At 65.7% G+C, this 23,242-nt stretch carries 19 protein-coding genes; 7 read left to right on the top strand and 12 right to left on the bottom strand.

Annotated elements, in window-relative coordinates; genetic code table 11:
* Positions 1–181: 181 nt before the first annotated feature.
* Positions 182–2,521: a chromosome segregation ATPase gene (locus ACP7AX_RS15915; protein ID WP_426227744.1), complete on the bottom strand. Its 2,340-nt coding sequence runs from the start codon at positions 2,519–2,521 to the stop codon at positions 182–184.
* Positions 2,522–2,821: 300 nt separating this feature from the next.
* Between ACP7AX_RS15915 and ACP7AX_RS15910 the strand changes: the two genes are divergently transcribed.
* The 3 genes from ACP7AX_RS15910 to ACP7AX_RS15900 all read left to right on the top strand — a co-directional run bounded on the left by ACP7AX_RS15910 (position 2,822) and on the right by ACP7AX_RS15900 (position 4,981).
* Positions 2,822–3,802 (top strand): ABC transporter substrate-binding protein, encoded by a 981-nt coding sequence (locus ACP7AX_RS15910; protein ID WP_426227742.1) that lies wholly within the window; start codon positions 2,822–2,824, stop codon positions 3,800–3,802.
* 114 nt (positions 3,803–3,916) lie between these two features.
* Complete coding sequence (locus tag ACP7AX_RS15905; RefSeq protein ID WP_426227740.1) at positions 3,917–4,399, top strand: nucleoside deaminase; 483 nt, start codon at positions 3,917–3,919, stop codon at positions 4,397–4,399.
* Between the two features lie 9 nt (positions 4,400–4,408).
* Positions 4,409–4,981, top strand: a complete 573-nt coding sequence (locus ACP7AX_RS15900) for an SRPBCC family protein (RefSeq protein ID WP_426227738.1) — start codon at positions 4,409–4,411, stop codon at positions 4,979–4,981.
* Between the two features lie 8 nt (positions 4,982–4,989).
* Here the strand turns inward: ACP7AX_RS15900 and ACP7AX_RS15895 are convergent, their stop codons facing one another.
* From ACP7AX_RS15895 to ACP7AX_RS15865, 7 genes are read right to left on the bottom strand one after another with little or no spacing between them, the layout of a single operon-like run.
* Positions 4,990–5,175 carry a hypothetical protein gene (locus tag ACP7AX_RS15895; protein WP_426227736.1) on the bottom strand — a complete coding sequence of 62 codons (186 nt, stop codon included), beginning with the start codon at positions 5,173–5,175 and terminating at the stop codon, positions 4,990–4,992.
* Positions 5,172–6,548: an NtaA/DmoA family FMN-dependent monooxygenase gene (locus ACP7AX_RS15890; RefSeq protein WP_426227734.1), complete on the bottom strand. Its 1,377-nt coding sequence runs from the start codon at positions 6,546–6,548 to the stop codon at positions 5,172–5,174. The genes ACP7AX_RS15895 and ACP7AX_RS15890 overlap by 4 nt, the downstream gene beginning before the upstream one ends.
* 11 nt (positions 6,549–6,559) lie before the next feature.
* Positions 6,560–7,591: an LLM class flavin-dependent oxidoreductase gene (locus tag ACP7AX_RS15885; protein ID WP_426227890.1), complete on the bottom strand. Its 1,032-nt coding sequence runs from the start codon at positions 7,589–7,591 to the stop codon at positions 6,560–6,562.
* Between the two features lie 50 nt (positions 7,592–7,641).
* Positions 7,642–8,478 (bottom strand): DUF1684 domain-containing protein, encoded by an 837-nt coding sequence (locus ACP7AX_RS15880; protein WP_426227732.1) that lies wholly within the window; start codon positions 8,476–8,478, stop codon positions 7,642–7,644.
* Positions 8,475–9,503: a transporter substrate-binding domain-containing protein gene (locus tag ACP7AX_RS15875; protein ID WP_426227730.1), complete on the bottom strand. Its 1,029-nt coding sequence runs from the start codon at positions 9,501–9,503 to the stop codon at positions 8,475–8,477. Before ACP7AX_RS15875 ends, ACP7AX_RS15880 begins: the two co-directional genes overlap by 4 nt.
* Positions 9,504–9,514: 11 nt before the next feature.
* A complete protein-coding gene (locus ACP7AX_RS15870) occupies positions 9,515–10,345 on the bottom strand; it encodes an amino acid ABC transporter ATP-binding protein (protein WP_426227728.1) in 831 nt (276 codons plus the stop codon).
* Complete coding sequence (locus tag ACP7AX_RS15865; RefSeq protein ID WP_426227726.1) at positions 10,342–11,463, bottom strand: amino acid ABC transporter permease; 1,122 nt, start codon at positions 11,461–11,463, stop codon at positions 10,342–10,344. The genes ACP7AX_RS15870 and ACP7AX_RS15865 overlap by 4 nt, the downstream gene beginning before the upstream one ends.
* A 306-nt stretch (positions 11,464–11,769) precedes the next feature.
* Here ACP7AX_RS15865 and ACP7AX_RS15860 point away from each other — a divergent pair, with 306 nt between their 5' ends.
* The 4 genes from ACP7AX_RS15860 (at position 11,770) to ACP7AX_RS15845 (ending at position 17,194) form a co-directional block, all read left to right on the top strand.
* Positions 11,770–13,743: an FAD/NAD(P)-binding protein gene (locus ACP7AX_RS15860; protein ID WP_426227724.1), complete on the top strand. Its 1,974-nt coding sequence runs from the start codon at positions 11,770–11,772 to the stop codon at positions 13,741–13,743.
* Between the two features lie 3 nt (positions 13,744–13,746).
* Positions 13,747–14,313, top strand: a complete 567-nt coding sequence (locus tag ACP7AX_RS15855; protein ID WP_426227722.1) for a GNAT family N-acetyltransferase — start codon at positions 13,747–13,749, stop codon at positions 14,311–14,313.
* A gap of 4 nt (positions 14,314–14,317) precedes the next feature.
* A complete protein-coding gene (locus tag ACP7AX_RS15850) occupies positions 14,318–16,033 on the top strand; it encodes a helicase HerA-like domain-containing protein (RefSeq protein WP_426227720.1) in 1,716 nt (571 codons plus the stop codon).
* A gap of 168 nt (positions 16,034–16,201) precedes the next feature.
* Positions 16,202–17,194: a hypothetical protein gene (locus ACP7AX_RS15845; RefSeq protein ID WP_426227888.1), complete on the top strand. Its 993-nt coding sequence runs from the start codon at positions 16,202–16,204 to the stop codon at positions 17,192–17,194.
* Positions 17,195–17,365: 171 nt separating this feature from the next.
* On the opposite strand, the gene ACP7AX_RS15840 is transcribed toward ACP7AX_RS15845, so the two are convergent.
* The 4 genes from ACP7AX_RS15840 to ACP7AX_RS15825 form a co-directional block, all read right to left on the bottom strand.
* Entirely contained in the window at positions 17,366–18,187 is an 822-nt protein-coding gene (locus ACP7AX_RS15840; protein ID WP_426227718.1) for a type IV toxin-antitoxin system AbiEi family antitoxin domain-containing protein, read from the bottom strand.
* A 207-nt stretch (positions 18,188–18,394) separates the two neighbouring features.
* Positions 18,395–20,413, bottom strand: coding sequence for an NHL domain-containing thioredoxin family protein (locus ACP7AX_RS15835; protein WP_426227716.1), 2,019 nt, complete (start codon positions 20,411–20,413; stop codon positions 18,395–18,397).
* Positions 20,410–22,551 carry a cytochrome c oxidase assembly protein gene (locus ACP7AX_RS15830; protein ID WP_426227714.1) on the bottom strand — a complete coding sequence of 714 codons (2,142 nt, stop codon included), beginning with the start codon at positions 22,549–22,551 and terminating at the stop codon, positions 20,410–20,412. Before ACP7AX_RS15830 ends, ACP7AX_RS15835 begins: the two co-directional genes overlap by 4 nt.
* Positions 22,552–22,667: 116 nt before the next feature.
* Positions 22,668–22,955 (bottom strand): HU family DNA-binding protein, encoded by a 288-nt coding sequence (locus tag ACP7AX_RS15825; protein WP_056341443.1) that lies wholly within the window; start codon positions 22,953–22,955, stop codon positions 22,668–22,670.
* Between the last annotated feature and the right edge of the window lie 287 nt (positions 22,956–23,242).

Raw genomic sequence — 23,242 nt, 5'->3', positions numbered from 1 at the left:
ACAACGACGGCGGCGCCCGGGTTATTTCTCCTGACCCGCGACCGCAACCGGATAACCGGCCAGAACCGGCAGTCCAATGAGGACGTGGTGAGGGCTTGGCTGGTAAATCCTCCGCAATAGCGGCAAGACTATAGAGAAGCCCGGCCATGCAGCCGGGCTTCTCTATAGTCTGACCTAAAGATCAGGCGACGCACCCACCCAGCAAAATCTGACCATCAACGGCCTTAATCTGAAGCTGCACGGTTCCAAGCTTGTCTTGTAGGCCACTGACCACGGCCTTCTGAAGAGTGATGGCGGCCTTGTTCGAATTCTTCTGCGCCTCAAGTCCCCGCAAAGTGGCCAGCGCATCGGATACCTGCCCGGCAAGTGTTGCGGCGTCCGCCTGGAGCTGGCCAATTTGCTTCTCCGTTGCAGTGATCTCATCCCCGATGCTAATGAGCTGAGCGAGCAGAGGCGCCACTTTGGTCTCCAGCGCGCTGATCTCCTTTTCCTTGCCAGCAATAGATGCGTTAAGAACGGTCAAGGTAGCGACCAGCTTTTCCATGTCAGAGCTCAGAATGACTATTTGGTCTTCTTTTGCTTTTACTGCGGTGTCCGCGTCACTGACTGCGGCCCCAAGAGCGGGTAGCTCAGAATTGAGGCCTTCAATCAGACTCTTCTGGGCTTCCACCAAGGCGTCGGCCTCCACTAGCGCTCGTTCCGCCGCGGCGAGGGTGCGGTTGAATCCGTCAAGAATCGTCTGTTGGTCAGCAATCGCCTGCTGGGCTGCCGTCACACCTTCTGCAAGTCCCGACTCCTCATCCGTAAGAGCTGCCACCAGTTCGGCCTGAACCACCGCAGCAGCCGCCGCATCGTCCCGTGATTTCGTCAGCCCAGGAAGCTGGTTCTCTAGTGCTGCTAGCTCATCCTCTTCAGTAGCGACTGCCTTAATGGCTTCTTGCACTGCCAGTTGCAGGGACGGAAGTTGCGCTGTTAGGGATGCGATCTCAGACTGCTGGGCGGCAACTGATTCGTTGGCCCGGGTCAAGGTATCCTGCAGCGGTGCAGCTTGCAGTTGGAGTGCGGCGCTATCCGCCTTCTTCAAAGCCAATTGCGTATTCAGCGAGTTGACCTGAGTCTGCAGGGCAGGGATATCGCGCTGCAAGATCGCAATCTCGGCGTCCTTCGCTGAGATCTCCCCGCTGGTTGTCGCGAGGTCAGCTTCCTTGCTGGCCCGAAGGGCCTCCAGCTGCCTCTTTGTACTTGAATTGGAACTCGGCGGAAATTCGTTAGTGATTCTGGAAGTGAGCGCTGCGATTTCGGCAACGAGGGTCAGCTTGGAATCGCCCAACGCTTTCACCTGACTCTGCAAGGTTCCAATCCGTGACTCCTGGTCCTTGAGGGCGGCAGTCGCATCCAGCAGCTGTTTGTCCAGCCCAACGATTTCCTTGCTCAGGGCGTCAATCCGCTCGGCATTCTCGGCCAGCGCATCGGCTGCCTTTTTGGCGTCGCCTTGGAGCGTTAGGAGCAAGGCTTCAGCGCCCGCTATTTCGGAATTCTTAGAGGTAAGTGCGTCCCCCGCAGCCTTCGACGCAGCCTGCGCGTTCGTTAGCGCTTCTTTGGCATCACCAATTTCGTTCAGTTTCGCGTCGACTGCCCCCCTGGCAGCGTCGGCAATCACCTTCAGGGAGGCAAGGGTGCCTTCCGCAAGGCTCAACTCCTGCCTCTTCGCGTCAAGTTCGGACTGAGCTTGGCTACCGGCGACTTCGAGCGCCTGCAACTGGGCTGTGGCATCGCTGACGGCTCGGGCCGCCTCGGTAACATCAGTGGCGGCGCGTTCCGCTGCCGACCTCAATTCGATCAGTTCTTCCTCAGCAGCCGCTATGTGATTAGTTTTCGCGGCCAGCGCAGCGGCAGCAACGGCCGCGGCGGACTTAAGTTCGCTCAGCTCGCCCTCTGCAGCATCTATGCTGACCTTCTTGTCAGCGATTGCCGAATCAACTTCCGCCTTCTGCAGCTTCAGTCCGGCAGACTCTGCCTGGGCCACAGCCACCTGCTGCTGAAGTGGGGACAGCTCCGCGACGACGCTTTCCCGCAGCGCAGTCAAATCTGCGAGGGCGCTTTGGGCGGTCTGAATCTCCTGGGTCTTGGCAGTCTCCTGCTTGGTGAGATCGCCCAATTGGCTTTCAGCTCTTGTAATTGCAGCGTCAATTTCAGCCACAGCAGTGTCCAGGGCAGCGATGCTGTCAGTCAAGCTGCTGATCTCCGCCTTCAGTGAGGTTTCCTGTGCCAGCAAAGTGGCTCGATCGGCGTGCAGCGTAGCGATTAGTGTCGCATTCTTCTTCGCAGCCGCCTTAAGCAGGTTCTCCTGCACGAAGCCCCGATGCGCTTGCTGATTCACCACGCCGTTGCAGATACCGGCGGACGTCGTGGCCGCGGTAGCCGGCATGGCGAAGACAAGCGAGCTCGTGAGCAAACCGGGCAAGACAACCGCGGCGGCCAGTCGTCTGGTGAGGGAGGATTTTGGCGCTGCAATGGGCATGAAAACTCCTGGTGAGACCGTGACGCGACCGGCGTTGGTCGCTGCGTAGCCCCACCGTAGGCGGCTGGGCCAAGGGAGCACACGCGTAATTGGCACCTGTCTTTTTTGGGTGAGTACTCACATTCCCAGGCACCACTCAGGGCACTACTTGGATTATGACCGCCCCTGACGCCGGGTTAACGGCCGTTACTCCCGGTATCGCACCGTTTCGGCGGCCTTTGATCCCGTGCCTGCGCTCCCGGATAGTTGCTGCCACAAGCAAAATCCGTTGCATCGTTCACGAACTTCCAAGGGGAAATCATGGCCACATTCAAGACGAAACCGGCTTTCGGAGCAGCTCTCGCGGTGACCTCGCTGCTGGCGCTTGCGGCCTGCTCGGACCCGGGCGCGACGGCGGCGTCAGCACCGTCGTCGGGCTCCGCCACCACGGCAGGCAAGACGTTCAATCTGGCCCCGGAGCAGGACCGCATCAAGGTGGACGGCGATCCTGAGGCGGCCGCGCTGGTCCCGGAAGCCATCAAGGCGGACGGCAAACTGACCGTAGTCACCACTGGCGGCTCGGCCCCGCTGACGCTGTTCGCAACAGACAACAAGACGCTGATTGGCAGCGAAGTGGACATCGCCTACGCGGTGGGCGAGTCCCTGGGGCTCGAAGTTGAAGTCCTCCCCGTCGCGTGGGCAGACTGGCCCCTGGGCGTCGAATCTGGCAAGTACGAGGCCGTGCTCTCCAACGTGACAGTCACCGAGGCGCGCAAGGAGAAGTTCGATTTCGCAACCTACCGCAACGACCTCCTCGGCTTCTACGCGAAGGCCGACTCCACCATCGGCGACATCAAGGAAGCCAAGGACGTTGCCGGCAAGCGGATCATCGTGGGCTCCGGCACCAACCAGGAAGCCATCCTGGTCCGCTGGGATGAGGCGAACAAAGCCAAGGGCCTCGAGCCGGTCGCCTTCCAGTATTACGACGACGACTCCGCTTCAACCCTGGCGCTCCAGTCAGGCCGTGCGGACCTGACGTTTGGCCCGAACGCCTCAGCCGCCTACAAGGCAGCGAAGGACGGCAAAACCAAGGAAGTGGGCACGCTGAACGGCGGCTGGCCCCTGACGGCCGAGATTGCCTTCACCACCCAGAAGGGCAACGGCCTCGCGGTTGCTGCCCAGGCGGCCCTGAACCAGCTGATCGAGGATGGCGACTACGCCAAGATCCTGGACCGCTGGGGGCTCTCTGCGGAAGCCATCCAGAAGTCTGAACTGAACCCGGCAGGCCTGCCCAAAAAGTAGCCTGCCGACGAAGGTCCCCGCATTGCACCAGCGATGCGGGGATCCGCATTTCCCCAGGCCCGCATGGGGACAGTCTGTGGATCCGGCAAGATGGCGGCATGCGAGAATGACCGCATGACTCATGTCTCACAGCGGCCCGGCGTCACGCCTGCACCGCGAACGGCCCCTGACCCCGCTTTCGAAGCCGCCTACCGGGCCGCCCAAAAGGGCCTCAACCAAGGCGGCATTCCCATCGGCGCAGCACTCTCCCGGGGCGGCGTGGTCATCGCGAGCGGACACAACGAACGGGTCCAAAACGGCGACCCCATCGCACACGGGGAAATGTCCGCCCTACGCGCAGCCGGCCGGCAGAAGAGTTACCGTGACACCACGCTTTACACCACCTTGGCCCCCTGTGCCATGTGCACCGGAACCATCATTCAGTTCAAGATTCCCCGCGTCGTGGTTGGTGAAGCGCGCACATTTGCCGGCGAGTTCGAGCTTCTGCGATCTCGCGGAGTTGAAGTGGTTGTCCTGGATGACCAGCGGTGCGTGGACATGATGCGAACGTTCCAGGAGCACAACCCGCAGTTGTGGGCAGAGGACATCGCAGAGTAGGACTGATGCATGGGCGGCAATTCCAGAAGCAGCAATGACTACGAATTTCTGACCGTCTGGCGCGTGACCGGAACCCCGCACGAGGTGATGGACATTCTGGGTGATGCCGTAGCACTGGCCCGCTGGTGGCCCTCGGTGTACTTGGGGGTTACGCCTCTGGATCCAGGCAGCCCGGACGGAAGTGCAAAGGCGTTCCTGTTGCACACCAAGGGTTGGCTGCCGTACACCCTGAAGTGGCGGCTCATTGTCACCGAGCCCATGACGGAACAAGGACTTGCGCTCTCCGCCGAGGGTGACCTCAACGGCACAGGACGCTGGACCTTCGAACAGGACGGGCCGGAAACGGTTGTCACCTACGACTGGCGGGTCAGCGCGTCCAAACCGCTGCTGCGCCGGCTCAGCTGGCTGCTCAAGCCCGCCTTTTCCGCGAACCACCGTTGGGCGATGGCCCGCGGGCAGGAAGCCCTCGCCCTGGAATTGCGGCGGCGACGGCCCGGCGCGGATCCGTCCACTATCCCCACGCCCGCGCCGCCCACCTTCGTCAGCCGGAACCGCCGGCCACGGATGACAAGCCGCACCTGACCAGGACCCTACAGCCGCTCCTCCCAAACCGTCAGCTGCAACCTGACGCCCCCAACGAAAGGGTCGACGGCGGCACTCACCGAAGTGCCGCCGTCGAACGCTCCAACGAGGAAGCTGCTGCGCGCGGCCCGGAACCAGCGCCGCAGCCACCCGCCGAGGACGCCGGCTGTGCCTCCCGCGCCGCCCGCGCTCATGACGCGCGTACCGCCCCGGCAGTTTCGTCGGCAGAACGCACCGGCGTATCCAGCCCGAGGTTTTCCCGCAGTGTGCTGCCTGCGTATTCAGTGGGGTAGACGCCGCGTTCCTGAAGTTCCGGCACCAGGTGGTTCACGATGTCGTCGAGGCCGGTGGGAATCAGCCACGGCGAGATGTTGAAACCGTCCACCGCACCCACGCGGGCGTACTCCGCCAACCGGTCCGCCACGGCCGTGTAGGACCCGGTGAAGGTGGCATCGATGCGCGCCGTCTTGGAGGTGACGAACTGGCGGATGGACAAGCCCTTGTCCTTGGCCTCCGCCCGCCACTGATCCGCCAACTGACGGGCCTTCGCGCCGTGGAAGCCGCTTCCGCGGGTCTCGGAGGTCTCCTCCACCACAGGATCGATCTCAGGCAGCGGCCCGTCCGGATCGTACTCGGAGAGTTCGCGGCCCCAGAACTGCTCCAGGTACGCCACCGCCTGCTGCGGCCCGATCTGCAGGCTCCGCACCCACTCCTTCTTCTCCAGGGCCTCCGCATCCGTGCGCGCGAGGATGAACTCGCTTGCCGGCATGATCTGCACGGCATTGGCGCCGCGGCCAGCTGCCAGCGAACGCTCCACGAGGTCCTTGCGGAACTCCACGGCGTCGTCGAACTTGGGGTGTGCCGAGAAGATGACGTCCGCCTGGCGGGCGGCAAAGTTGCGGCCCTCCGGGGAGTCGCCGGCCTGGAAGAGCACCGGCCGGTACTGCGCGCTTCGGGGCAGCCGCGGCGTCACATCCACCGTGTAGTGCTGGCCCTCGTGGCGGACGCGGCGGGCAGGCCCGTGAGCGGTTTCCCAGGAGTCCCAGATCCGCTTGGCCGTTTCCACAAACGCTTCAGCGTGCTTGTAGCGGTCTGCGTGGTCCAGGTATCCCCCGCGGCGGAAGTTCGCCCCGGTCCAGGCGTTGTCCGTGGTCACGATGTTCCACGCGGCGCGCCCGCCCGAAATCAGGTCAAGCGACGCGAGCCGGTGCGCCAGGTCCGCGGGGTCGTTGTAGGTGGTGTTCTGGGTGGCCACCAGCCCGATGTTTTTGGTCACCGACGCCAGGGCGGCCAGCATGGTCTGGGCGTCCGGACGGCCCACCACGTCCAGCGCATGCGGGCGGCCCAGGTGTTCACGCAGGCGGAGTCCCTCGCCCAGGAAGAAGGCCGCGAACAGGCCGCGCTCGGCGGTCTGCGCGATGCGGCGGAACGACTCGAAGTCGGTTTGGGATCCTGATTCTGCCGCCTTCCAGATGGTGCCGGAGTTGACGCCCTGGAAGAAGATGCCGAACTGGATCTTGCCTGACGGCGTAAAGACCTCGGATTTAGCACGGTTGTGCTGATTCATAGTTGTACCCCTTATTTTCCGGCGCCGACGGCAGCGGATGCGTAGCGGCTGGCCGGGCGCGTCAGGCCCAGCAGGTCACGAAAGGTGCCGCCCAGGACAGGCGGCCGGAGCGCGCCCCTGCGCCGTAGCTCCGGCAGCACCAGCCGGCCAAGTTCCTCAAGGTCAACAAAGAGCGACGCCGGGTGCAGGCGCACGCCGTCGGCCTCCTTCAGCAGCGACTCCAGGAAGTCCGTGAGGCCCGCAGCGCTGCCGGAGTACCGCGCACGGCCGCCTTCGAACCCGGCCGAACGCTCCGCCGCAGCCTGCCCGCGGGAGTCAAGGACGACGTCGAGTTCGGCGATCACTGCCACAGGCGCCCCGATCCGGGCACGCACGTCGCGCACCTCTGCGGCGAGCAGTTCCGGCGTCGGCGCGGTAACCAGCACAGCGTCAACGGCGTCGGCCGGAACCTGCCCGCTGCCCACCAGCGACGCCGCGGCGATCACGGGAAGCTGACCCTGCAGCGGCCTCGGAATGATGGACGGGCCCTTCACCGAGTACGCGGGCCCGGCAAAATCAGCGGGCGTTTCGAAGTCCGCGTAGTGCAGTTTGTCCACGTCAAGGTAGCGGCCGGTGGCGACGTCGCGGATCACGGCATCGTCCTCCCACGAGTCCCACAGCCTGCGGGACACCTCGATCGACGCGGCGGCTTCCTGCGTGAGTGCGGCGCCAGCTAAGGAAGAGCGGCCGACGGCGGCAGCCGTCTCGGGTGATTCCGCTGCGGTGACGATCCACCCGGCACGGCCGCCGGAGACATAATCCAGGCTCGCCAGCTGGGTGGAAACGTGGAACGGCTCGGTGTAGACAGTGTCCACTTCCGGTACCAGGGCGATGCTGCGCGTCACCGGCCCTGCGAAGGCCGCACGCTGCAGCGCGTTGACCCGGTCCGGAACCGGCGCGTCGGAGAAGGTGGCGGCGTGGAAGCCGGCGGACTCAGCGGCCAAAACGGCTTCGCCGAGGCTCGCGAAGTCGCCGCCGTCCCAGCCGGCGCCGTCCAGCTCCATGGCAAGGAACCCTGTGCGGGTTTTGTCAGCCGGGGCTGGTGCTGCTGAATTCACTGCTGGTCCTGACGCTCGTAGGGGATCTTTTCGCCGGCTTCGATGGCCACCGGCAGCCGGTTTTCCGCCGGCGGCAGCGGGCAGGTGGCGAGATCGGTGTAGGCGCACGGCAGGTTCACCGCCCGGTTGAAGTCCAGCTCCACGGAACCGTCCGCCGCGGGCACCAGCGAAAGCGAGCGGTTGGCAGCATAGGTGGTCTGGCCGGAGGTCCGGTCCGTGAACAGCACGGACAGCGAGCCCGGCGCGTGGCCGTTGAAAGCGGTCAGTGCCAGTTCCTGGCCGGCCAGCTTGAAGCGGATCTCGCCCGGCGCCTCGTAGACGTGCTGGATGCCTTCGACGGCGGCGCCCACCGTGGTGGGGCGGGGTGCGTCGAACGGCACGTAGGTTCCACGCACGGCGTAGGCAGCATCCGGCGAGTAGGCCGGTGTGCCCTGGTATTCGCGCAGCAGCCCGTTCTCCGGATTCCGCGGCCGCACAATGTACTCGCCGCCGCGCTTGGCCACCTCAATGACCGTATCCCCGGACACCAGGTTGAGGCCGCCGCGCTCCTCAATGGGGCCGAATTCGAGCGCTGCCCCGGCGGCACTGTTCAGTTCCTGCCCGTCCCGATGCAGGCTTTCGCCCGGCTCCAGGACTACACGGACGACGTCGGCCTCCGCGCTCCAGGTGCCCGGGGCGCCTTCCAGCCGGGTGGCCTCGCTGCCCAGCCAGTGCAGGTGGGTCACCGCCAGGAAGCCGTGCGGGTGCGCACGGTGCTGTTCGTGGGCTGCGTGCCATTCCTGCCAGTCGGAGTCGAAGGCTTCGAATGCGGTGTCTGTGTGCGCTGCGTTCATGACGTCTTTCCGGTTTGGGCAGCAGCCTGGGCGGCCGCGAAGGATTCCTCGGTGATGGTCTTGGATTCCGGCAGCGCCTCCTCCGAGAGTCCCCAGCGTTCCAGGACTTCGGCGTAGGAACCGTCCTCGATGGCGGAGTTCAGCGCCTCAGTGAGCACCGGAGCCAGCCCGTTGCCGCGGAGGGTGGTGGCTGCCACGAGTGTCTCGGACGGCCAGCCCGCGTTCACCTTGCCCACCACCTTCAGGTCATCGCGGGTGTTCTCGCGGTACACGGTGGACGGGTAGGGGCCGATGTTGAGGTCGGTCCGGCCGGAGGAGAGCGCCAGGATGGTGTCCGCATCGGTGGAGTAGTACTGCAGGACGGCCGGAGCCTTACCCTTGCCTTCGAGTTCCTTGTTCCAGGCCAGCAGGATCTTCTCCTGGTTGGTCCCGGAACCCACGGACACCTTCAGCCCGGAAATGTCATCGGCGCCCTTGATGTCGTAGGTGGCGGTTTTCCTGGCCTCGAAGCCCATGTACGCAGCCCGGTAGGTGGCGAAGTCGAACAGCTTCACGCGGTCCTTGTTGACGCCCACATTGGAGAACACCGCTTCGAAATCGCCGGACTGGGTCTTCAGCGGCCAGTTTTCCCAGGAGGTGATCTGGATGTCCAGTTCCAGCCCCAGCTTGTCCGCTACAAGCTGGGCGAGGTCCAGTTCCACACCGATCGGCGTCTTGTCGTCAGTGGCGTGGAAAGTCAGCGGAATGGAACCTGCCGTGGTGGCCACGGTGAGCTTGCCGTCCTTGCCGATCAGCTCCGGGACTGTGGCAGCAAGCGCCGCGTCCTTCTCTGCCCGGAGGCGCTGCTGGTCCGGGGCGGTGTTGTAGACCACGCCGTTGCGTGCCGCCGTCGGCGCTGCACTGCTTCCGGAGGCTGAGGCTCCCGGGTCCGCGCAGGCGGACAGTGCTGCCGTTCCAAGAATTACGACGGCGGGCAGCGCGGCAAGGGAGCGCACGCGGCGGTGGGGGCTTGTGAAAGATGCCATGGGGAGTTCCTTTAGATGTTGAAAGCCGGTTCGAGCACTTTGGAGAAGAAGCTCCGGGTGCGTGGTTCCTGGGGGTTGGTGAAGAGTTCCTGGGGACTGCCCTGTTCCACGATCTGGCCCGCGTCCATGAACACCACGGTGTCCGCCACGTCGCGGGCGAACCCCATCTCGTGCGTGACGATGATCAGGGTGGTGCCGGACTTTGCCAGTTCGCGGATGACGTCCAGCACCTCGTTGACCAGTTCGGGGTCAAGGGCGGAGGTGGGCTCGTCGAACAGCAGGATCTTGGGGTCCAGGGCAAGCGCACGGGCAATTGCCACGCGCTGCTGCTGGCCGCCGGAGAGCTGGCGGGGGTAGGCTCCGGCCCGGTCCTTCAGGCCCACCCGGTCCAGGAGTTCCAGCCCGCGGCGGCGGGCTTCCTCCTCGGACCGCCCCTGGGCCACGACGGGCGCCTCGGTGACGTTCTCCAGGGCCGTCAGGTGCGGGAACAGGTTGAAGTTCTGGAAGACCATGCCGATTTCGGTGCGCTGCTTCAGGATGTCCTTCTCGCGCAGCTCGTGCAGGCGCCGGCCCCGGACTTCGTAGCCCACCAGGGTCCCGTCGATAGCGATGTGGCCGCCGTCGACCTTTTCCAAGTGGTTGATGGTGCGCAGCAGCGTGGATTTTCCCGATCCGGACGGTCCCACAATGACGGCCACTCCCCCGGGCTCAACGGTCAGCGTGATGCCCTTGAGGACTTCGGTGGTTCCGAACGATTTGCGGACCTTCGTGATTTCCACCAGGCCTCGGGTGGCTCCCGGGGCGGTGGCAGCGTCCGGGCGGCTCTGGGTGGCGGTGCTCATCGCGGGCTCCTTGCACGGTTGGGTGCCACGGCGTGGGTGGCGAAGAATTGCCTGGCCTTCTGCAGCGGTGTCAGCGGGAGGCTGCGCACAGCGCCCTTGGAGTAGTGCCGTTCGATGTAGTACTGGAAGACGCTCAGCACGGAGGTGATCACCACGTACCAGAGCGTGGCCACCAGGAGCAGCGGCAGTACCTGCTGGGTGCGGTTGTAGATGACCTGGACGGTGTAGAACAGCTCCGAATACGCTAGGACGTACACAATCGAGGTGCCCTTGACCAGGCCGATGATTTCGTTGAACGCCGTCGGCAGGATGGCGCGCATGGCCTGCGGCAGGACGATCCGGGTGGACCGCCGCCAGGCCGGGATCCCCAGCGCCGCGGCCGCCTCGAGCTGGCCCTGGTCCACGGAGAGGATGCCGCCCCGGATGATTTCGGCCGAATACGCCGCCTGGTTCAGCGTCAGGCCGAGCACCGCGGCGGCGAACTGGCTGATCAGGGTGGTGGTCTGGACCTCGAAGAAACGGACGTCCGTGAACGGGATGCCCAGGCTGATTTTCTCGTACAGGTAACCCAGGTTGTACCAAAGGAGCATCTGGACCAGCAGCGGGGTGGAGCGGAAGATCCACGAGAAGGTCCATGACACCGAGACCAGCAGCGGCGAGGCGGACAGCCGCATCAGCGCCAGGATGAAGCCCAGGACGAACCCGAGGATGCCGGAGATGGCGGTCAGTTTCAGCGTTTCCAGGAGGCCGTTGACCACCGACTGCGCGGTGAACCACTGAGCCACCACCCCCCACTCCCACCGCGGGTTGGTGGCAAGGGACCAGGCGATGCCGAAGACGCCCAGGGCCACCACCGCCGTTCCCACCCAGCGCCATGGATGCTTGGCGCCCACCAGCGGGAAGCCGGAGTAGTCGGTTGCCGGCTGGCGGAGTCCGGGGCCGGGTCCGCCGCCGGGTCCTGCCGGGCCCGACGTCCCCGCCCCGGCGGCTCCCGCCGCAGTCGTTGCCGGATATGCTGCCGCAGGCGCTGCCGGGTCGGCTGCCGTCTGTCCGGTGGCCGGCCCTGCTGCTGTTGCCGGTTCTGCCGGCTGGGCCACTTTGGTTACTGCTGAACTCATGCGCCACCTCGCTTCTTCACTGGCTTGTACGCCGCGGCATGCCACTGCGTCCTGGTGTTGGCTGCCGGAACCTGTTGGTCCGGGTGCTGGCTGCAAATCTAGGGCGGCGCGGAAAGGGGCAGCAAGGCGGTAAGTTGCATTACTTCACCGGGCTTCGCACGGGGTCATGAGTCGGTTTTTTACGTCCCGTAACGCCCGGCGACGCGGAGTTAACGGGCGTTACCGGCCCCTCGACCGCCGTCGGACCGGCTGCCTAGCATGGGCACTCAACCCACTGCCAGCACACCGTCCCGATCAGGAGTTCCCATGCCAGCGAGCGCACCGTCCGTCGTCTTCGTCGGCGGCGGACCGCGCACTGCAGGGGTGCTGGAGCGGCTGGCTGCCAACCGGCCCGCGCTGTTCGCCGGCCCGCTGGATATCCATGTGGTGGAACCGTACGAGCCGGGCTCCGGCCGGATCTGGCGGTACGGCCAGCACCCGGGGCTGATGCTCAACTCAACAGCCGCGGACGTCACCATGTTCACTGACTCGTCCGTTGAGTGCGGCGGTCCTGCCGTGGACGGTCCCGGCCTCGCCGGGTGGGCCGCCGGGGTCCTGGACGGCTCCATCACCGATGTGCCTGACTTTCCGCGGTCCCTCCGCCACCAGCTGCAGTCCCTCACCGGGGGCACCTTCCCCACCCGCCAGCTGAACAGCCAGTACCTCGAGTGGTTTTTCCGCCGCGCGGCTGCCGCCCTCGGGGGAAACGTGACGGTGCACCGCACCACTGCCCTCTCCATCGAGCCCGCCCGTACGTCCCCTTCCACCACAGCGTCCGACGACGGTCCCCACCTCGTGCGGCTGGCCAACGGCGGGACCCTTCGCGCCGACGTCGTGGTCACAGCACTCGGCCACACGGACTCGCGGCCTGATGCAGCATCGGCGAAGTTGGCCGACTTCGCCGCCCGGCATGGCGGTTACCACGCTCCACCCAGCTACACCACCGATGTCGACTATTCAGCCCTCGCCCCGGGCCAGGACGTAATCGTGGCCGGGATGGGGCTGGCGTTTGTGGACCTGCTGGTGCTGCTGATGGAAGGGCGCGGCGGCCGGTTCGAGGAAACGCCCGACGGCGGCCTGACCTACCGCACGTCCGGACGGGAGCCCAAAATCTGGGCCGGTTCACGGCGCGGGGTGCCCTACCATTCCAAGATCTCCTCAACCCTTCGTGGTGAGGCGCCCGGTCCACTGCGCTTCTTCACCGCCCGCGCCCTCGACTCGCTGCTGGCACGCCACGCCGAGCTGGACTTCCGGGACCACCTCTGGTCGCTCATCGCCAAGGAAGCCGGCCATGGCTACTACCGCGAGCTGTTTACCGGGAGCCCGGAACGGGTGAGCGCGTCCTGGGCGGAGTTCGCCGCCCGCTTCGAGGAGCTCAGCTGGTACAGCAGCGCCCGGGAGGAACTCGTGGCGGAGACCGTGCCCGATCCCGCCCTGCACCTTGACCTTGAGCGGCTGGACCGCCCGTTCACCGGGCGGCAGTTCACGGGCGCATCGGAGGTCCAGGCAGCGGTTGCGGCCTACATTGAGCGCGACCTGGCCCTCCGCGACGGTCCGGACAACCCGGAAACCATGGCGCTTTTCCTCGCCCTGCTGAAGGTTTACATGGAGCTTGGCCGGCTGGTCCCGGCGGATCGCCTTAACGCCCGCTCCCAGCAGGCCGTGCATGGCTGGTGGCACGGCTTCTTCAGTTTCGTCGACTCCGGACCGCCGCCCCGCCGGCTGCGGGAGATGCTGGCCCTCCACCGGGCCGGGCTGTTGCACTTCCTGGGGCCGGGGTTAACCGTCAGTGCGGACGAGTCCACCGGAGAGTTCGTGGCCGGCTCACCGCAGACCGGCTTCGATATCCGGGCCAAGGCTTTCATCGAAGCGCGCCTGCCCGCAACGTCCGTGGCCCGCTCACTGAACCCGCTGCTGGAATCCCTGCACCAGTCCGGACTGGCGAGTGAACAGCAGCTGCTCACAGCCGATGGCATCCACTCCACCGGGAAGCTGCTTGTCTCCGAACAGCATGAGCTCCGGGACCAGCAGGGACGGACCGCCTGCCGCCTGTTCGGAGTGGGCCCGGGGACGTCCGGCTGGGGAGCCGGGGCCTTTGCCCGGCCCGGCACCAATGCCGCACCGTTCCGCGAAAATGACGCCCTCGCCCGGACGGTCCTGACCGTCGCCGCGGGTTTGGCTTCTGCGCACCAGGCCGGTCAGGACGCACCTGCCGAACCCATCGTCGCCGGAAGGACCTGAAGCATGAACGTTGAAACCTTTACTCCCGGCGCCCCGGTCATCCGCGAAGCCACCCCCGCGCCCCTAGATGCTGCCGCATTGACAGTGCTGAATCTGCCCATGCACGATCCCCGGGTACGTCCTCTCCTGGACGAACTCGCCGTGGAATACGACTCCCGCTACGGCGATCTTTTTGGCCGCGGTGCCGCCGCCGCCGAGCTGAACCGGTACCCGGCGTCGGAGTTTGAGGGGCCCGATGGAGCGCTGCTGGTGGTCCAGGAGAACGGGAACTCAATCGCCGGTGGCGCGTTCCGGCACTACGAGCCGGGGACGGCAGAATTCAAGCGGATCTGGACCCACTCCGCCCACCGCCGTCGGGGTTTGGCCCGGCTGGTACTGGCCGAACTTGAAGCCCTGGCCGCCCGCCGGGGCTACACGCGCGTCTACCTGACCACCGGTCCCCGGCAGCCTGAAGCCAAATACCTGTATCTCACGTCCGGGTACGAGCCGCAGTTCGACCTCAACGAGGATCCGGAAGTGGTTAAGTCGCTCGCCTTCATCAAGGATCTTCCGGCACCCCGGCTAAGCTAGCCGCATGGCCAACAAATCCACTGCAGAGAAACTCGCCACCATCCAGAAGGGCTACACCCTGGAAGGTGCCACCATCGAGTTGGGTGCCGCCATTGTGGACGGCGAACTCCACAAGGAAGCCCAGGTCCGGCTGCCGCTTGCCATGATGAACCGGCACGGCCTCGTGGCCGGCGCTACCGGTACCGGCAAGACCGTCACGCTGCACATGATGGCCGAACAGCTGTCCACCGCCGGCGTTCCTGTTTTCCTGGCGGACATCAAAGGCGACCTGTCCGGCCTGGCCACGGCGGCCACCGGCAGCGAAAAACTCACCGCACGCACCGACGGCATCGGCCAGGTGTGGGCCGGCAAAACCTTCCCGGTGGAGTTCCTTGCCCTGGGTGGTGACGGCAACGGCATCCCGGTCCGTGCCACCATGACTTCTTTCGGCCCCATCCTGCTCTCCCGCGTCATGGAGCTCAATGACACCCAGGAATCCAGCCTCCAGCTGATCTTCCACTTCGCGGACAAGCAGAACCTGGAACTCGTTGACCTCAAGGACCTCCGCGCCGTCATCCAATTCCTCACCTCAGCCGAGGGCAAGGACGAACTGGAGGAGCTGGGCGGGCTCTCCAAGGCCACCGCCGGCGTCATCCTGCGCGAACTGATCAACCTCGAAGCACAGGGCCTGGAGAAGTTCTTCGGCGAGCCTGAGTTCGATACCGCCGAGCTGCTGCGGACTGCTCCGGACGGGCGCGGGGTGGTCACCTGCCTGGAACTTCCCACGCTGCAGACCAAGCCGATGCTGTTCTCCACCTTCCTGATGTGGCTGCTGGCCGATCTCTTCGAGGACCTCCCCGAGGCCGGCGATCTGGACAAGCCCAAGCTCGTTTTCTTCCTGGACGAGGCCCACCTGCTGTTCAACGGCGCCTCGAAAGCTTTCCTGGACGCCATCACCACCACAGTCCGGCTGATCCGTTCCAAGGGCGTGGGGATCTTCTTTGTCACGCAGACCCCCAAGGATGTTCCCGCGGACGTTCTGGGCCAGCTGGCCAACCGCATCCAGCACGCGCTGCGCGCCTTCACCCCGGAGGACGCCAAGGCCCTGAAGGCCACCGTGTCCACGTTCCCGGTCAGTGACTACGACCTTGAAGAGACCCTGACCTCCGCCGGGATCGGCGAGGCTGTCATCACCGTTATGAACGAGAAGGGCGCGCCGACGCCGGTGGCGCTCACCCGGCTCCGCGCCCCGGAATCCGTGATGGGCCCCAGCACGGACGAACTCATCAAGAGCACGGTGGCCGGCTCGGCCCTCCTCGCCAAATACGGCACGGCGGTGGACAACGTCTCCGCGTACGAGAAGCTCAACGGCAAGGCCGCCGCGCCCACCGGGGAGGCCGCGCCCGGCGAGCCCCCCGTCCCCGGAAGTGCAGGCGGCAGCCAGGCCGACGTCGATGCCGAGGCCCGCCGGATCGAAGAGGAAATCCTGGGCCGCCCCAGCAGCCGGCCGGCGCCGGCGCCGGACCGCGCCACCAGAGCGGAACCGGCCGCGCGTGCACCCCGGCGGCAGGCACCGGAACCGGCTGCGCCCGCAGGCGGCGGCCTGATGGGCGATCTGACCGGGGCTCTGGGCGGGGCCTTGGGCGGCGGCCTCAAGAGCATGGTCCGGTCCATGGGCACCCAGCTCGGCAGGGAACTGCTCCGCGGCGTGTTCGGCACCTCATCCCGGCGCCGCCGCTAGGCGTCTGATCCAGGCACATCCGTACGATGTCCCAGGGCCTGGCCGCCCGCCGTCGGCCGTCAGGAAAGCCGCCGGTGAGGCCGCTGGTTGGGCCGCCGCACGCCGCCCAGCGGGACGGCGGCTACACCTGTGTTCGGCGGGCTTGCAGGTAACGTAAGGGAAATGCAGATGAGTCAAGCGTTGGTGAGGATAGCGGCCGGGTGGCTGCTGGGCCTCATGCTCGCTGTGGCTGCAGCCATCCTTGGCATCAACGTGGTGAACAATACCGTGGCCAGTCCCCAGCAGCCCGTCCGGGAATACCTGGACGCCCTGAGCGCGGGTGACGGCGGAAAGGCGCTGGGCCTTCTCCGGGCCACTGTCCCTCCCAGCAACGCCGCAATGCTGGACGGGACTGCCCTGCAGACGGCCGCCTCCCGGCTGGCGAACGTGACCATCGGGGATCCGGAGGAACGGCCGGCGAACCAGGTGATGGTGCCCGTCCAGTACACAATCGACGGCAGCCGGCTCAGCACCGAGTTCATCCTGGAGAAGACCGGCACCGAATGGCTGTTCTTCAGCACGTGGGCGTTTGTGCCGTCGCAGCTGCCCACAGTGAGTGCCACCGTGGTGAACGCCAGCGAAGCCACCCTCAACGGCGTTGCGGTAAACATGCCCGGCGGCCGGAATTCGTTTGCGGTGTTCTACCCGGGTGAATATGAAGCGTCCCTGAACGGTGAATATTTTGCTGCCCCTGCCACCCGTGCCACGGTGACCTCCCGCGACGTCCCCGCCGCGCCGCTGAACCTGCTGACCGAGGCCACCGAGCAGCTGCGGAAAGACGTCGGCGCCAAAGTGAACGAGTTCCTGGATGCCTGCGCTGCCGAGGCGGTCAAACAGCAGAAGCTGCAGCCGGACTGCCCCTTCTACTTCGCCAGCACCAATAACGTGGACGACGGCACCATCAAGTGGACCATCACGGAGTACCCCTCGATCTCCATCGAGCCGTTCGATGGCCGCTGGGTGGTGGCTCCCCTCGACGGCAAGGCCAAGGTGGAGGCCGTCCAGCAGAGTTCCTTCACAGGCGCCTGGTTCCCGCTCAACGAAGAAGTGGACTTCAGCTTCACCACCCGCCTGGACGTCGCCGGCGACACCATCAAGGTCACCCCGCTCCTGAGCTACTAACCGCCGGGTTCCCTGGCCGGGTAGCCGTACTGGGCAAGCCTGTGTCACGCACGGCATGCTTTTGTGCTCCCTGACAGGAGCTGCCCTGACATTCCGCGGTTTGCTCTCCGCCGCCTCCCCAAAAGCCTGCTGAGCGTGACGGCCACGGGCCCTGAGGACGCCCACGAGGCGCTACCGGCGCCGGGCCAGGACTGACAGAACCTGCCCAACCATCTCCGTGGGCGAGTACACGACGTCCGCGTAGTAGTACCGCAGCGCTGTGTAACCCTGGAATATGGACTCATTGTTCCGGCGGTGGTCCTTTTTGACCTGCTCCCAGTCCGAATGATGACGGCCGTCGAGCTCCACCACCAGCCAGCCTTCAAGCAACAGATCCACGTAACCAACGCGCTGGAGGTACGCCTGGGCTTCCACGCGGATACCAGCCTGCCTGAAGTAGGTCCTCGCCAGGGTTTCCAGGAGCGAATCCGCGCCCCGGTCCACCCACCTCAACACCTCGCGGGCCGCGCCGTTCCTCTTGCCCGGCAGTCTCTGGCGCAGGAAATCCACGGTGATGTCACCCCTCGAAACGGCGCACTCCACCATCACCAGCGACGCGGCTAACGGCAGGCAGCGTAAGGCGTGGATGAGGACATCCGCTAATGCCGCAACCGGGCGGTGGGGATCCGCTGGCAAGAGGAGGCCAGCGTGGTGGACCCCGCCGCTGGAAACCGATTCTGCCCGGCGGTGATACACATGCGGTGCACCCGAGGACGGCAGCGCCCACAGCCGGTAGTGGGGCGCTGCGCTGGCACACGTCAGAAGTTCGCGGTTCCGAAGCCGATCCACAAGATCCGCGGGCGCCCAAGGGACGGCATACAGCCCGCGGTCCGGCTGGAGGAGGACTCCGCTACGGACTGCCCTGCGCAACGAGGCGTCGTCGATTCCCAGCCGCCCCAGCATTGGGCGGCGGGCTGCCCCACCGCACACCTCCAAGGCTTTGATGATATCCATGCGACCCATCGTGCCGCCGGGATGAGGGACTGCGCCTGTAACTTTCCCTTTATGTGGACAAACGCCTCCGTCGTTTCCTGCGTCACGCCGAGCACGCTTTCGGCGGCTGACCGTCGCTGCGGCCCCGGAATCCGCGGGCAGCCCCGTCGCCTGCACGCAAGAGGCTGCCTCCCGTGACACGACGTCGCGGGTAGCCGGAAAAGCCGGTCAGTCCATTCCGCGCAGGTCCAGCACCAGCTCGGTGTCGCCGTCGCTGGTCATGAGCACGGGGATGCCCCAGTCCTGCTGGTAGAGGTGGCACGCGGCGTGGTCCGGGATCTCGCCGTCCTCGGTCTCAGGGCCGTCGCAGGCAGCGGCACGGGCAGTGATGTGCAGGACGCCCTCCGGGATGTCCGAGGCGAGTTCCAGCGTGCGGAGCAATCCAACGGAGGTCCCTCCGCCGGCCACGAGAAGCTCATGCGGCGTGGAGGAGATCTTCAGCTGGGTGGGATCACCCCAGCGGTCGTCCAGCTTCTGGCCTGTGGGCGCGGTGAAGCGGACCGTCAGTTCCAGCAGGCCGGGGGCAATCGGGCTCTTGGGCCGGTGGGTCTGGGCAGCGCCCTCGTCCACCTGCTGCGCTTCCTTGGGGATCGGCACGTACACGAGCTGGTGCTTGTTGGCCTCCACCACAATCAGCAGCGGCTCGGCGCCGGCAGCCTGGGTGTGGTCCACAATGACGTCCGACGGCTCAGCCAGTCCCCGCGCGAGCGTGGACACGGTCTTGGTGGCGGGATCGTAGCGGCGGACAGCGCCGTTGTAGGTGTCGGCAATGGCTACGGAGCCGTCGGGAAGCACTGTGACGCCCAGCGGATGCTGCAGGCGGGCGTCGGCGGCAGCGCCGTCCCGGAAGCCGAAATCGAACAGGCCCTTGCCCACGGCGGATTCCACGGTGACCGTGCCGTCGTCGTCGATGGCCAGCTTCCGGAGCGCGGAGGTCTCCGAATCGGCCACCCAGATGCTGCCGTCCGCGTCCTCGGCCAGGCCGGAGGGCTGGGCGAACCAGGCCTCGTGGGCCGGGCCGTCCTGCAGGCCTTCCAGCCCATTGCCGGCAACGATCGCTACGGCACCGGTGAGGGGATCGAAGCTGAAGATCTGGTGGGTACCGGCCATGGCGATGACCACAGCGTTGAGCTTGGTGGACCAGACAACGTCCCACGGCGAGCTGAGGGAAACCTCCAGCGGGTGCTCACTGAGCTTCCCCGTGAAACCTGCGGCGTCCTCGTCCACGCGCGCCGGCCCGGTTTCGAGCAGGCGCTGCACGCCGCTTCCCACGAGCGTGGTGACCGTCCCGTCCGCCAGGGACAGTCCGCGGAGGCGGTGGTTGACGGAATCGGCGATGACGACGTCGTACCCCGTCTTTGCTGCCAGGTCTTCCGGGAGCAGCACCAGGCCCTGCGGTTCATTGAACTGTGCGGTGGGCTTGACGGAGTCGACGGCGGCGGCGGGACCATCCGCGTGGCCCTTGGTGCCCGAGCCGAACGTCGCCAGCACGGTGTGGAAGTCGGTGCCGAGCTGCACGAGGCGGTGGTGGCCGGTGTCAGTAACCAGCCACGAGCCGTGGGCGGCTGCGGCATCAACTGAAGCGCCGCCGTCGGACGCTTTGTTAATTGCGGCGCCGCGGCCTGCCGGGAGGAACAATGCCTTGCCGGGGAACCGCAGCGTGCCGGAGGTGGCCTCCGGGGCCACGTAGGGGCCGGAGCCGCGGTGCAGCGTGCCCTTGGCCTCGTGCTCGGCGATCAGTTCGGGGATGAGCACGGCCAGGCCGTCGGCGTGGCCTTCGCCGGAGAGGTGGGCCACGATGTAGCCCTCGGGGTCGATGACCACCAGGGTGGGCCAGGCGCGGGCCGTGTACGCCTTCCAGGTGTCCAGCTCAGGATCGTCCAGTACGGGGTGGTGGATCTCGTAGCGCTCCACTGCCGCGGCCAGCGCCACGGGATCCGCTTCGTGCTCGAACTTGGGCGAGTGGACCCCTACGGTCACCAGAACGTCGGAGAACTCGTCCTCGAGGGGGCGCAGCTCATCCAGGACGTGTAGGCAGTTGATGCAGCAGAAGGTCCAGAAGTCGAGCAAAACGATCTTGCCGCGCAGGGCTTCCAGATCCAGCGATTTGCCGCCGGTGTTGAGCCAGTTGCGGCCCACCAGTTCGGAGGCGCGGACCCGGTGTTGCGTGCGTACGGTTTCGCTCATGAGCGTCCTTCCAGCTTTGAATTGCGGTCAGCCAGCTTGGCGTCGCGTTCAGCCAATTTGGCAAACATATCGTTGTAAGCAGTCAGATCGGCGTCGTTATTCCTGTCGGCCGCCCGGTCCACCCGTTTGGTCTCGCGTGCATCGGAGCGGGACCACATGATGGCGACGCCGATTGCCACCAGGAGTGTGGGCACCTCACCGATGCCCCAGGCCACTGCGCCGCCCATCTGCTGGTCCAGGAGCGCAGACGGTCCCCAGGTGCGGCCCAGGTTTCCGAAGTAGTCCGCGGCCAGGAGGTTGGTTCCTCCCATGATGGCCACGCCGAAGAACGCGTGGAAGCCCATGGTGGCCAGCAGCAGCAGCAGTCGCATGGGGTACGGCGCCCGGCGGGGCAGCGGGTCAGTGCCGATCATGGTCAGGATGAAGATGTAGCCGGTGAGGGCGAAGTGCAGGATCATCAGCTCGTGGCCCACATGTTCGCGCATTGCGAACCCGAAGGCCTCCGAGTAGTAGAACAGCACGATGGAGCCGGCGAAGTTGGCGGCCGCGAAGATGGGGTGCGTCACCAGCTGCGAGAACTTGGAGTGGATGAAAACGAGCAGCCATTCGCGCACACCGCGTGAACCGTCGTTCCTCGCCGGCAGGGCACGGAGCGCCAGTGTGACCGGGGCGCCGAGCACCAGGAAGATGGGCGCCACCATGGTCAGTGCCATGTGGTCCACCATGTGCGCCGAGAAGAGGATTCGGCCGTAGACCGCGGGCGGTCCGGAAGTGATGTACGTCAGCACCATCAGGCCGATCAACCAATTAACGGAACGGAACCACTGCCATTTGTCGCCGCGGCGGCGGACCTTGGCAACGCCGAGGATGTACGCCACCAGGCCGAAGATGACCACAGCGATCCAGAGCCAGTCCAGGCGCCACTCAGTAAGCCAGCGCTCGGGGGTCAGCTCCGGAGGCAGCTCGTAGCCGGAAAGGATGAACGCCGGCGAAGCGTCGGGGGCAAAGCTGGTGGGCTCGGGCGGGGCCGAACGGCTCAAGGCAACGGCAACTCCCGAGGTAGCACCCATCACGAGGAGTTCCACGAGCACCAGCTGCCAGAGCACCCGGCGCGATGAGAACGCCGCACCCGTACGGCCAAGCTGGGGGATGACCCACTGCCGGTGCATAAAGCCGATTCCGCCGAGGAACAGGGTAGCGGCCGATTTCACGAGGATCAGCTGGCCGTAGGCCGAACCGAAGAGGTCACCCCAGTTGGTGATCCGGATGCTGGCGTTGATCACTCCGGACGCGAAAACCAGGACGAACGCGAAACCGGCGAGGGCGGAAAAACGCCTCAATGTGGATTCGGTGATGTCCGCGGCGGTTCCTGCCTTTGTGCCCGTTAGTATCCCGGAAAGAAGTGCCAGCACGATGATGCCGCCAACCCAGGTGCTCACGCCCACAAGGTGCAGGCCTAGGGAGTTGATGGCGCCCTCGTGGTCCGAGGAGCTGGACGAGTGGCCGATCAGAGCTGCGGGCACCAGGCCAACCAAGGTCAGGATCAGCGTGAGCGCAAGGCCACCGAGCGATCTGACGCCGAACAATACGGTGGTCACGACGGCGGCGATGATGGTGACGGTGAGCCATGCCCGGCCGGTCTCGATGTCCGTCATGAAGAACACCAGGGCCCGGGTGAACTCGGCGTCCCCGGACAGCCCCTGACCCGCCACGTCCGAATACGTCAGGACCAGCACGGCGATGGCGGACAGCGTCCAGGCGGCGCCGGCAGCGGCGGCGATCGCCAGGGCCCGCGCGAACGCGGGGTGCTCCGGCGCCTCGCCATCGTGATGCCGGGAACGGGGTCCGGATGTCCTGGGCAGGATCCCGACGGCGAATATCAGCCCCCCGATGACGGTGGCCAAGGAAACGTTGTGGATGGCCTTGCTGACGGGAAGCCCCCAACGGACCAGCGCCCCGGGGTCCGAGACCTCACGCGCTGCTGCTGCACCCGAAAACAGGAGAGCAACTGCCAGGCCAACAAACAGTGCTGCGAGTCCTGCCAGCTGCCACGGCCGGGAAATCCCCAGGGTGCCCGCGCCGTTCTGCTGAGGGGCGGGCTGTGGTGCTGTGGGACGGGACTTTGCTGCGGAAGGCACCTATCCATTGTCCGCTACCGGCGCCCACCCGGCGAATCGGTCCTGGGGTACTTCGGTTAAAGCAGTGGAGCGGCGACCGCATGGTCACCGCTCCACTCATGTTGTTGCTGAGAAGACTACTTCTTCTTGGCGACAGCAGCCTTCAGCTTCGAACCTGCGGTCAGCTTGACGCTGTGGCCGGCTGCGATCTGGATGGTCTCGCCCGTCTGCGGGTTGCGGCCGGTGCGAGCTGCACGGTCGGTGCGCTCAACTGCGAGCCAGCCCGGGATGGTGATCTTCTCGCCGGCGGCGACGGAAGTCTCGAAAACCTCGAACAGTGCATCGAGGACGGAGTTGACGGCTGCCTGGCTGGTGCCGGCCTTGCCTGCTACCTCTGAAACAAGTTCACTACGGTTCTTAGCCATTGATGTCCTCCTGGACGGTCACGATTTCTGGAGCCTGAACGCGGCATGCGTGCAAGCCACTGTTCGAAAACTTACCAGCTTGGGCCCGTGAGGTCCGCAAATTCCGCGTGTTTCCGCGACTTTTTGAGTTAAATCACGGGTTTTTAGGGGAATCTGAGGGGAATTGCGCCCACAGCGGACGCTCTCTCACTTCCTGCACCGTTCTGAGGAACGCTCCCTCTCCGTCAGGCTGGTTGTGAGTCATTCATTACCTGTTGATTTAAGGAGCCGGCGATGCCTGTTGATAA

The sequence above is a fragment of the Pseudarthrobacter sp. DSP2-3-2b1 genome (assembly GCF_049895945.1).
In the GTDB taxonomy this organism is placed as follows: Bacteria; Actinomycetota; Actinomycetes; order Actinomycetales; family Micrococcaceae; genus Arthrobacter.
The sequence above is the reverse complement of the archived record's forward strand: the minus strand, read 5'-3'. Positions and strand labels throughout refer to the sequence as shown.

Excerpts from the sequence above, each read along its gene's own strand:
- ACP7AX_RS15915 (WP_426227744.1), bottom strand. The coding sequence starts at position 2,521 with ATGCCCATTGCAGCGCCAAAATCCTCCCTCACCAGACGACTGGCCGCC.
- ACP7AX_RS15910 (WP_426227742.1), top strand. The coding sequence starts at position 2,822 with ATGGCCACATTCAAGACGAAACCGGCTTTCGGAGCAGCTCTCGCGGTG.
- ACP7AX_RS15905 (WP_426227740.1), top strand. The coding sequence starts at position 3,917 with ATGACTCATGTCTCACAGCGGCCCGGCGTCACGCCTGCACCGCGAACG.
- ACP7AX_RS15900 (WP_426227738.1), top strand. The coding sequence starts at position 4,409 with ATGGGCGGCAATTCCAGAAGCAGCAATGACTACGAATTTCTGACCGTC.
- ACP7AX_RS15895 (WP_426227736.1), bottom strand. The coding sequence starts at position 5,175 with ATGAGCGCGGGCGGCGCGGGAGGCACAGCCGGCGTCCTCGGCGGGTGG.
- ACP7AX_RS15890 (WP_426227734.1), bottom strand. The coding sequence starts at position 6,548 with ATGAATCAGCACAACCGTGCTAAATCCGAGGTCTTTACGCCGTCAGGC.
- ACP7AX_RS15885 (WP_426227890.1), bottom strand. The coding sequence starts at position 7,591 with ATGGAGCTGGACGGCGCCGGCTGGGACGGCGGCGACTTCGCGAGCCTC.
- ACP7AX_RS15880 (WP_426227732.1), bottom strand. The coding sequence starts at position 8,478 with ATGAACGCAGCGCACACAGACACCGCATTCGAAGCCTTCGACTCCGAC.
- ACP7AX_RS15875 (WP_426227730.1), bottom strand. The coding sequence starts at position 9,503 with ATGGCATCTTTCACAAGCCCCCACCGCCGCGTGCGCTCCCTTGCCGCG.
- ACP7AX_RS15870 (WP_426227728.1), bottom strand. The coding sequence starts at position 10,345 with ATGAGCACCGCCACCCAGAGCCGCCCGGACGCTGCCACCGCCCCGGGA.
- ACP7AX_RS15865 (WP_426227726.1), bottom strand. The coding sequence starts at position 11,463 with ATGAGTTCAGCAGTAACCAAAGTGGCCCAGCCGGCAGAACCGGCAACA.
- ACP7AX_RS15860 (WP_426227724.1), top strand. The coding sequence starts at position 11,770 with ATGCCAGCGAGCGCACCGTCCGTCGTCTTCGTCGGCGGCGGACCGCGC.
- ACP7AX_RS15855 (WP_426227722.1), top strand. The coding sequence starts at position 13,747 with ATGAACGTTGAAACCTTTACTCCCGGCGCCCCGGTCATCCGCGAAGCC.
- ACP7AX_RS15850 (WP_426227720.1), top strand. The coding sequence starts at position 14,318 with ATGGCCAACAAATCCACTGCAGAGAAACTCGCCACCATCCAGAAGGGC.
- ACP7AX_RS15845 (WP_426227888.1), top strand. The coding sequence starts at position 16,202 with ATGAGTCAAGCGTTGGTGAGGATAGCGGCCGGGTGGCTGCTGGGCCTC.
- ACP7AX_RS15840 (WP_426227718.1), bottom strand. The coding sequence starts at position 18,187 with ATGGATATCATCAAAGCCTTGGAGGTGTGCGGTGGGGCAGCCCGCCGC.
- ACP7AX_RS15835 (WP_426227716.1), bottom strand. The coding sequence starts at position 20,413 with ATGAGCGAAACCGTACGCACGCAACACCGGGTCCGCGCCTCCGAACTG.
- ACP7AX_RS15825 (WP_056341443.1), bottom strand. The coding sequence starts at position 22,955 with ATGGCTAAGAACCGTAGTGAACTTGTTTCAGAGGTAGCAGGCAAGGCC.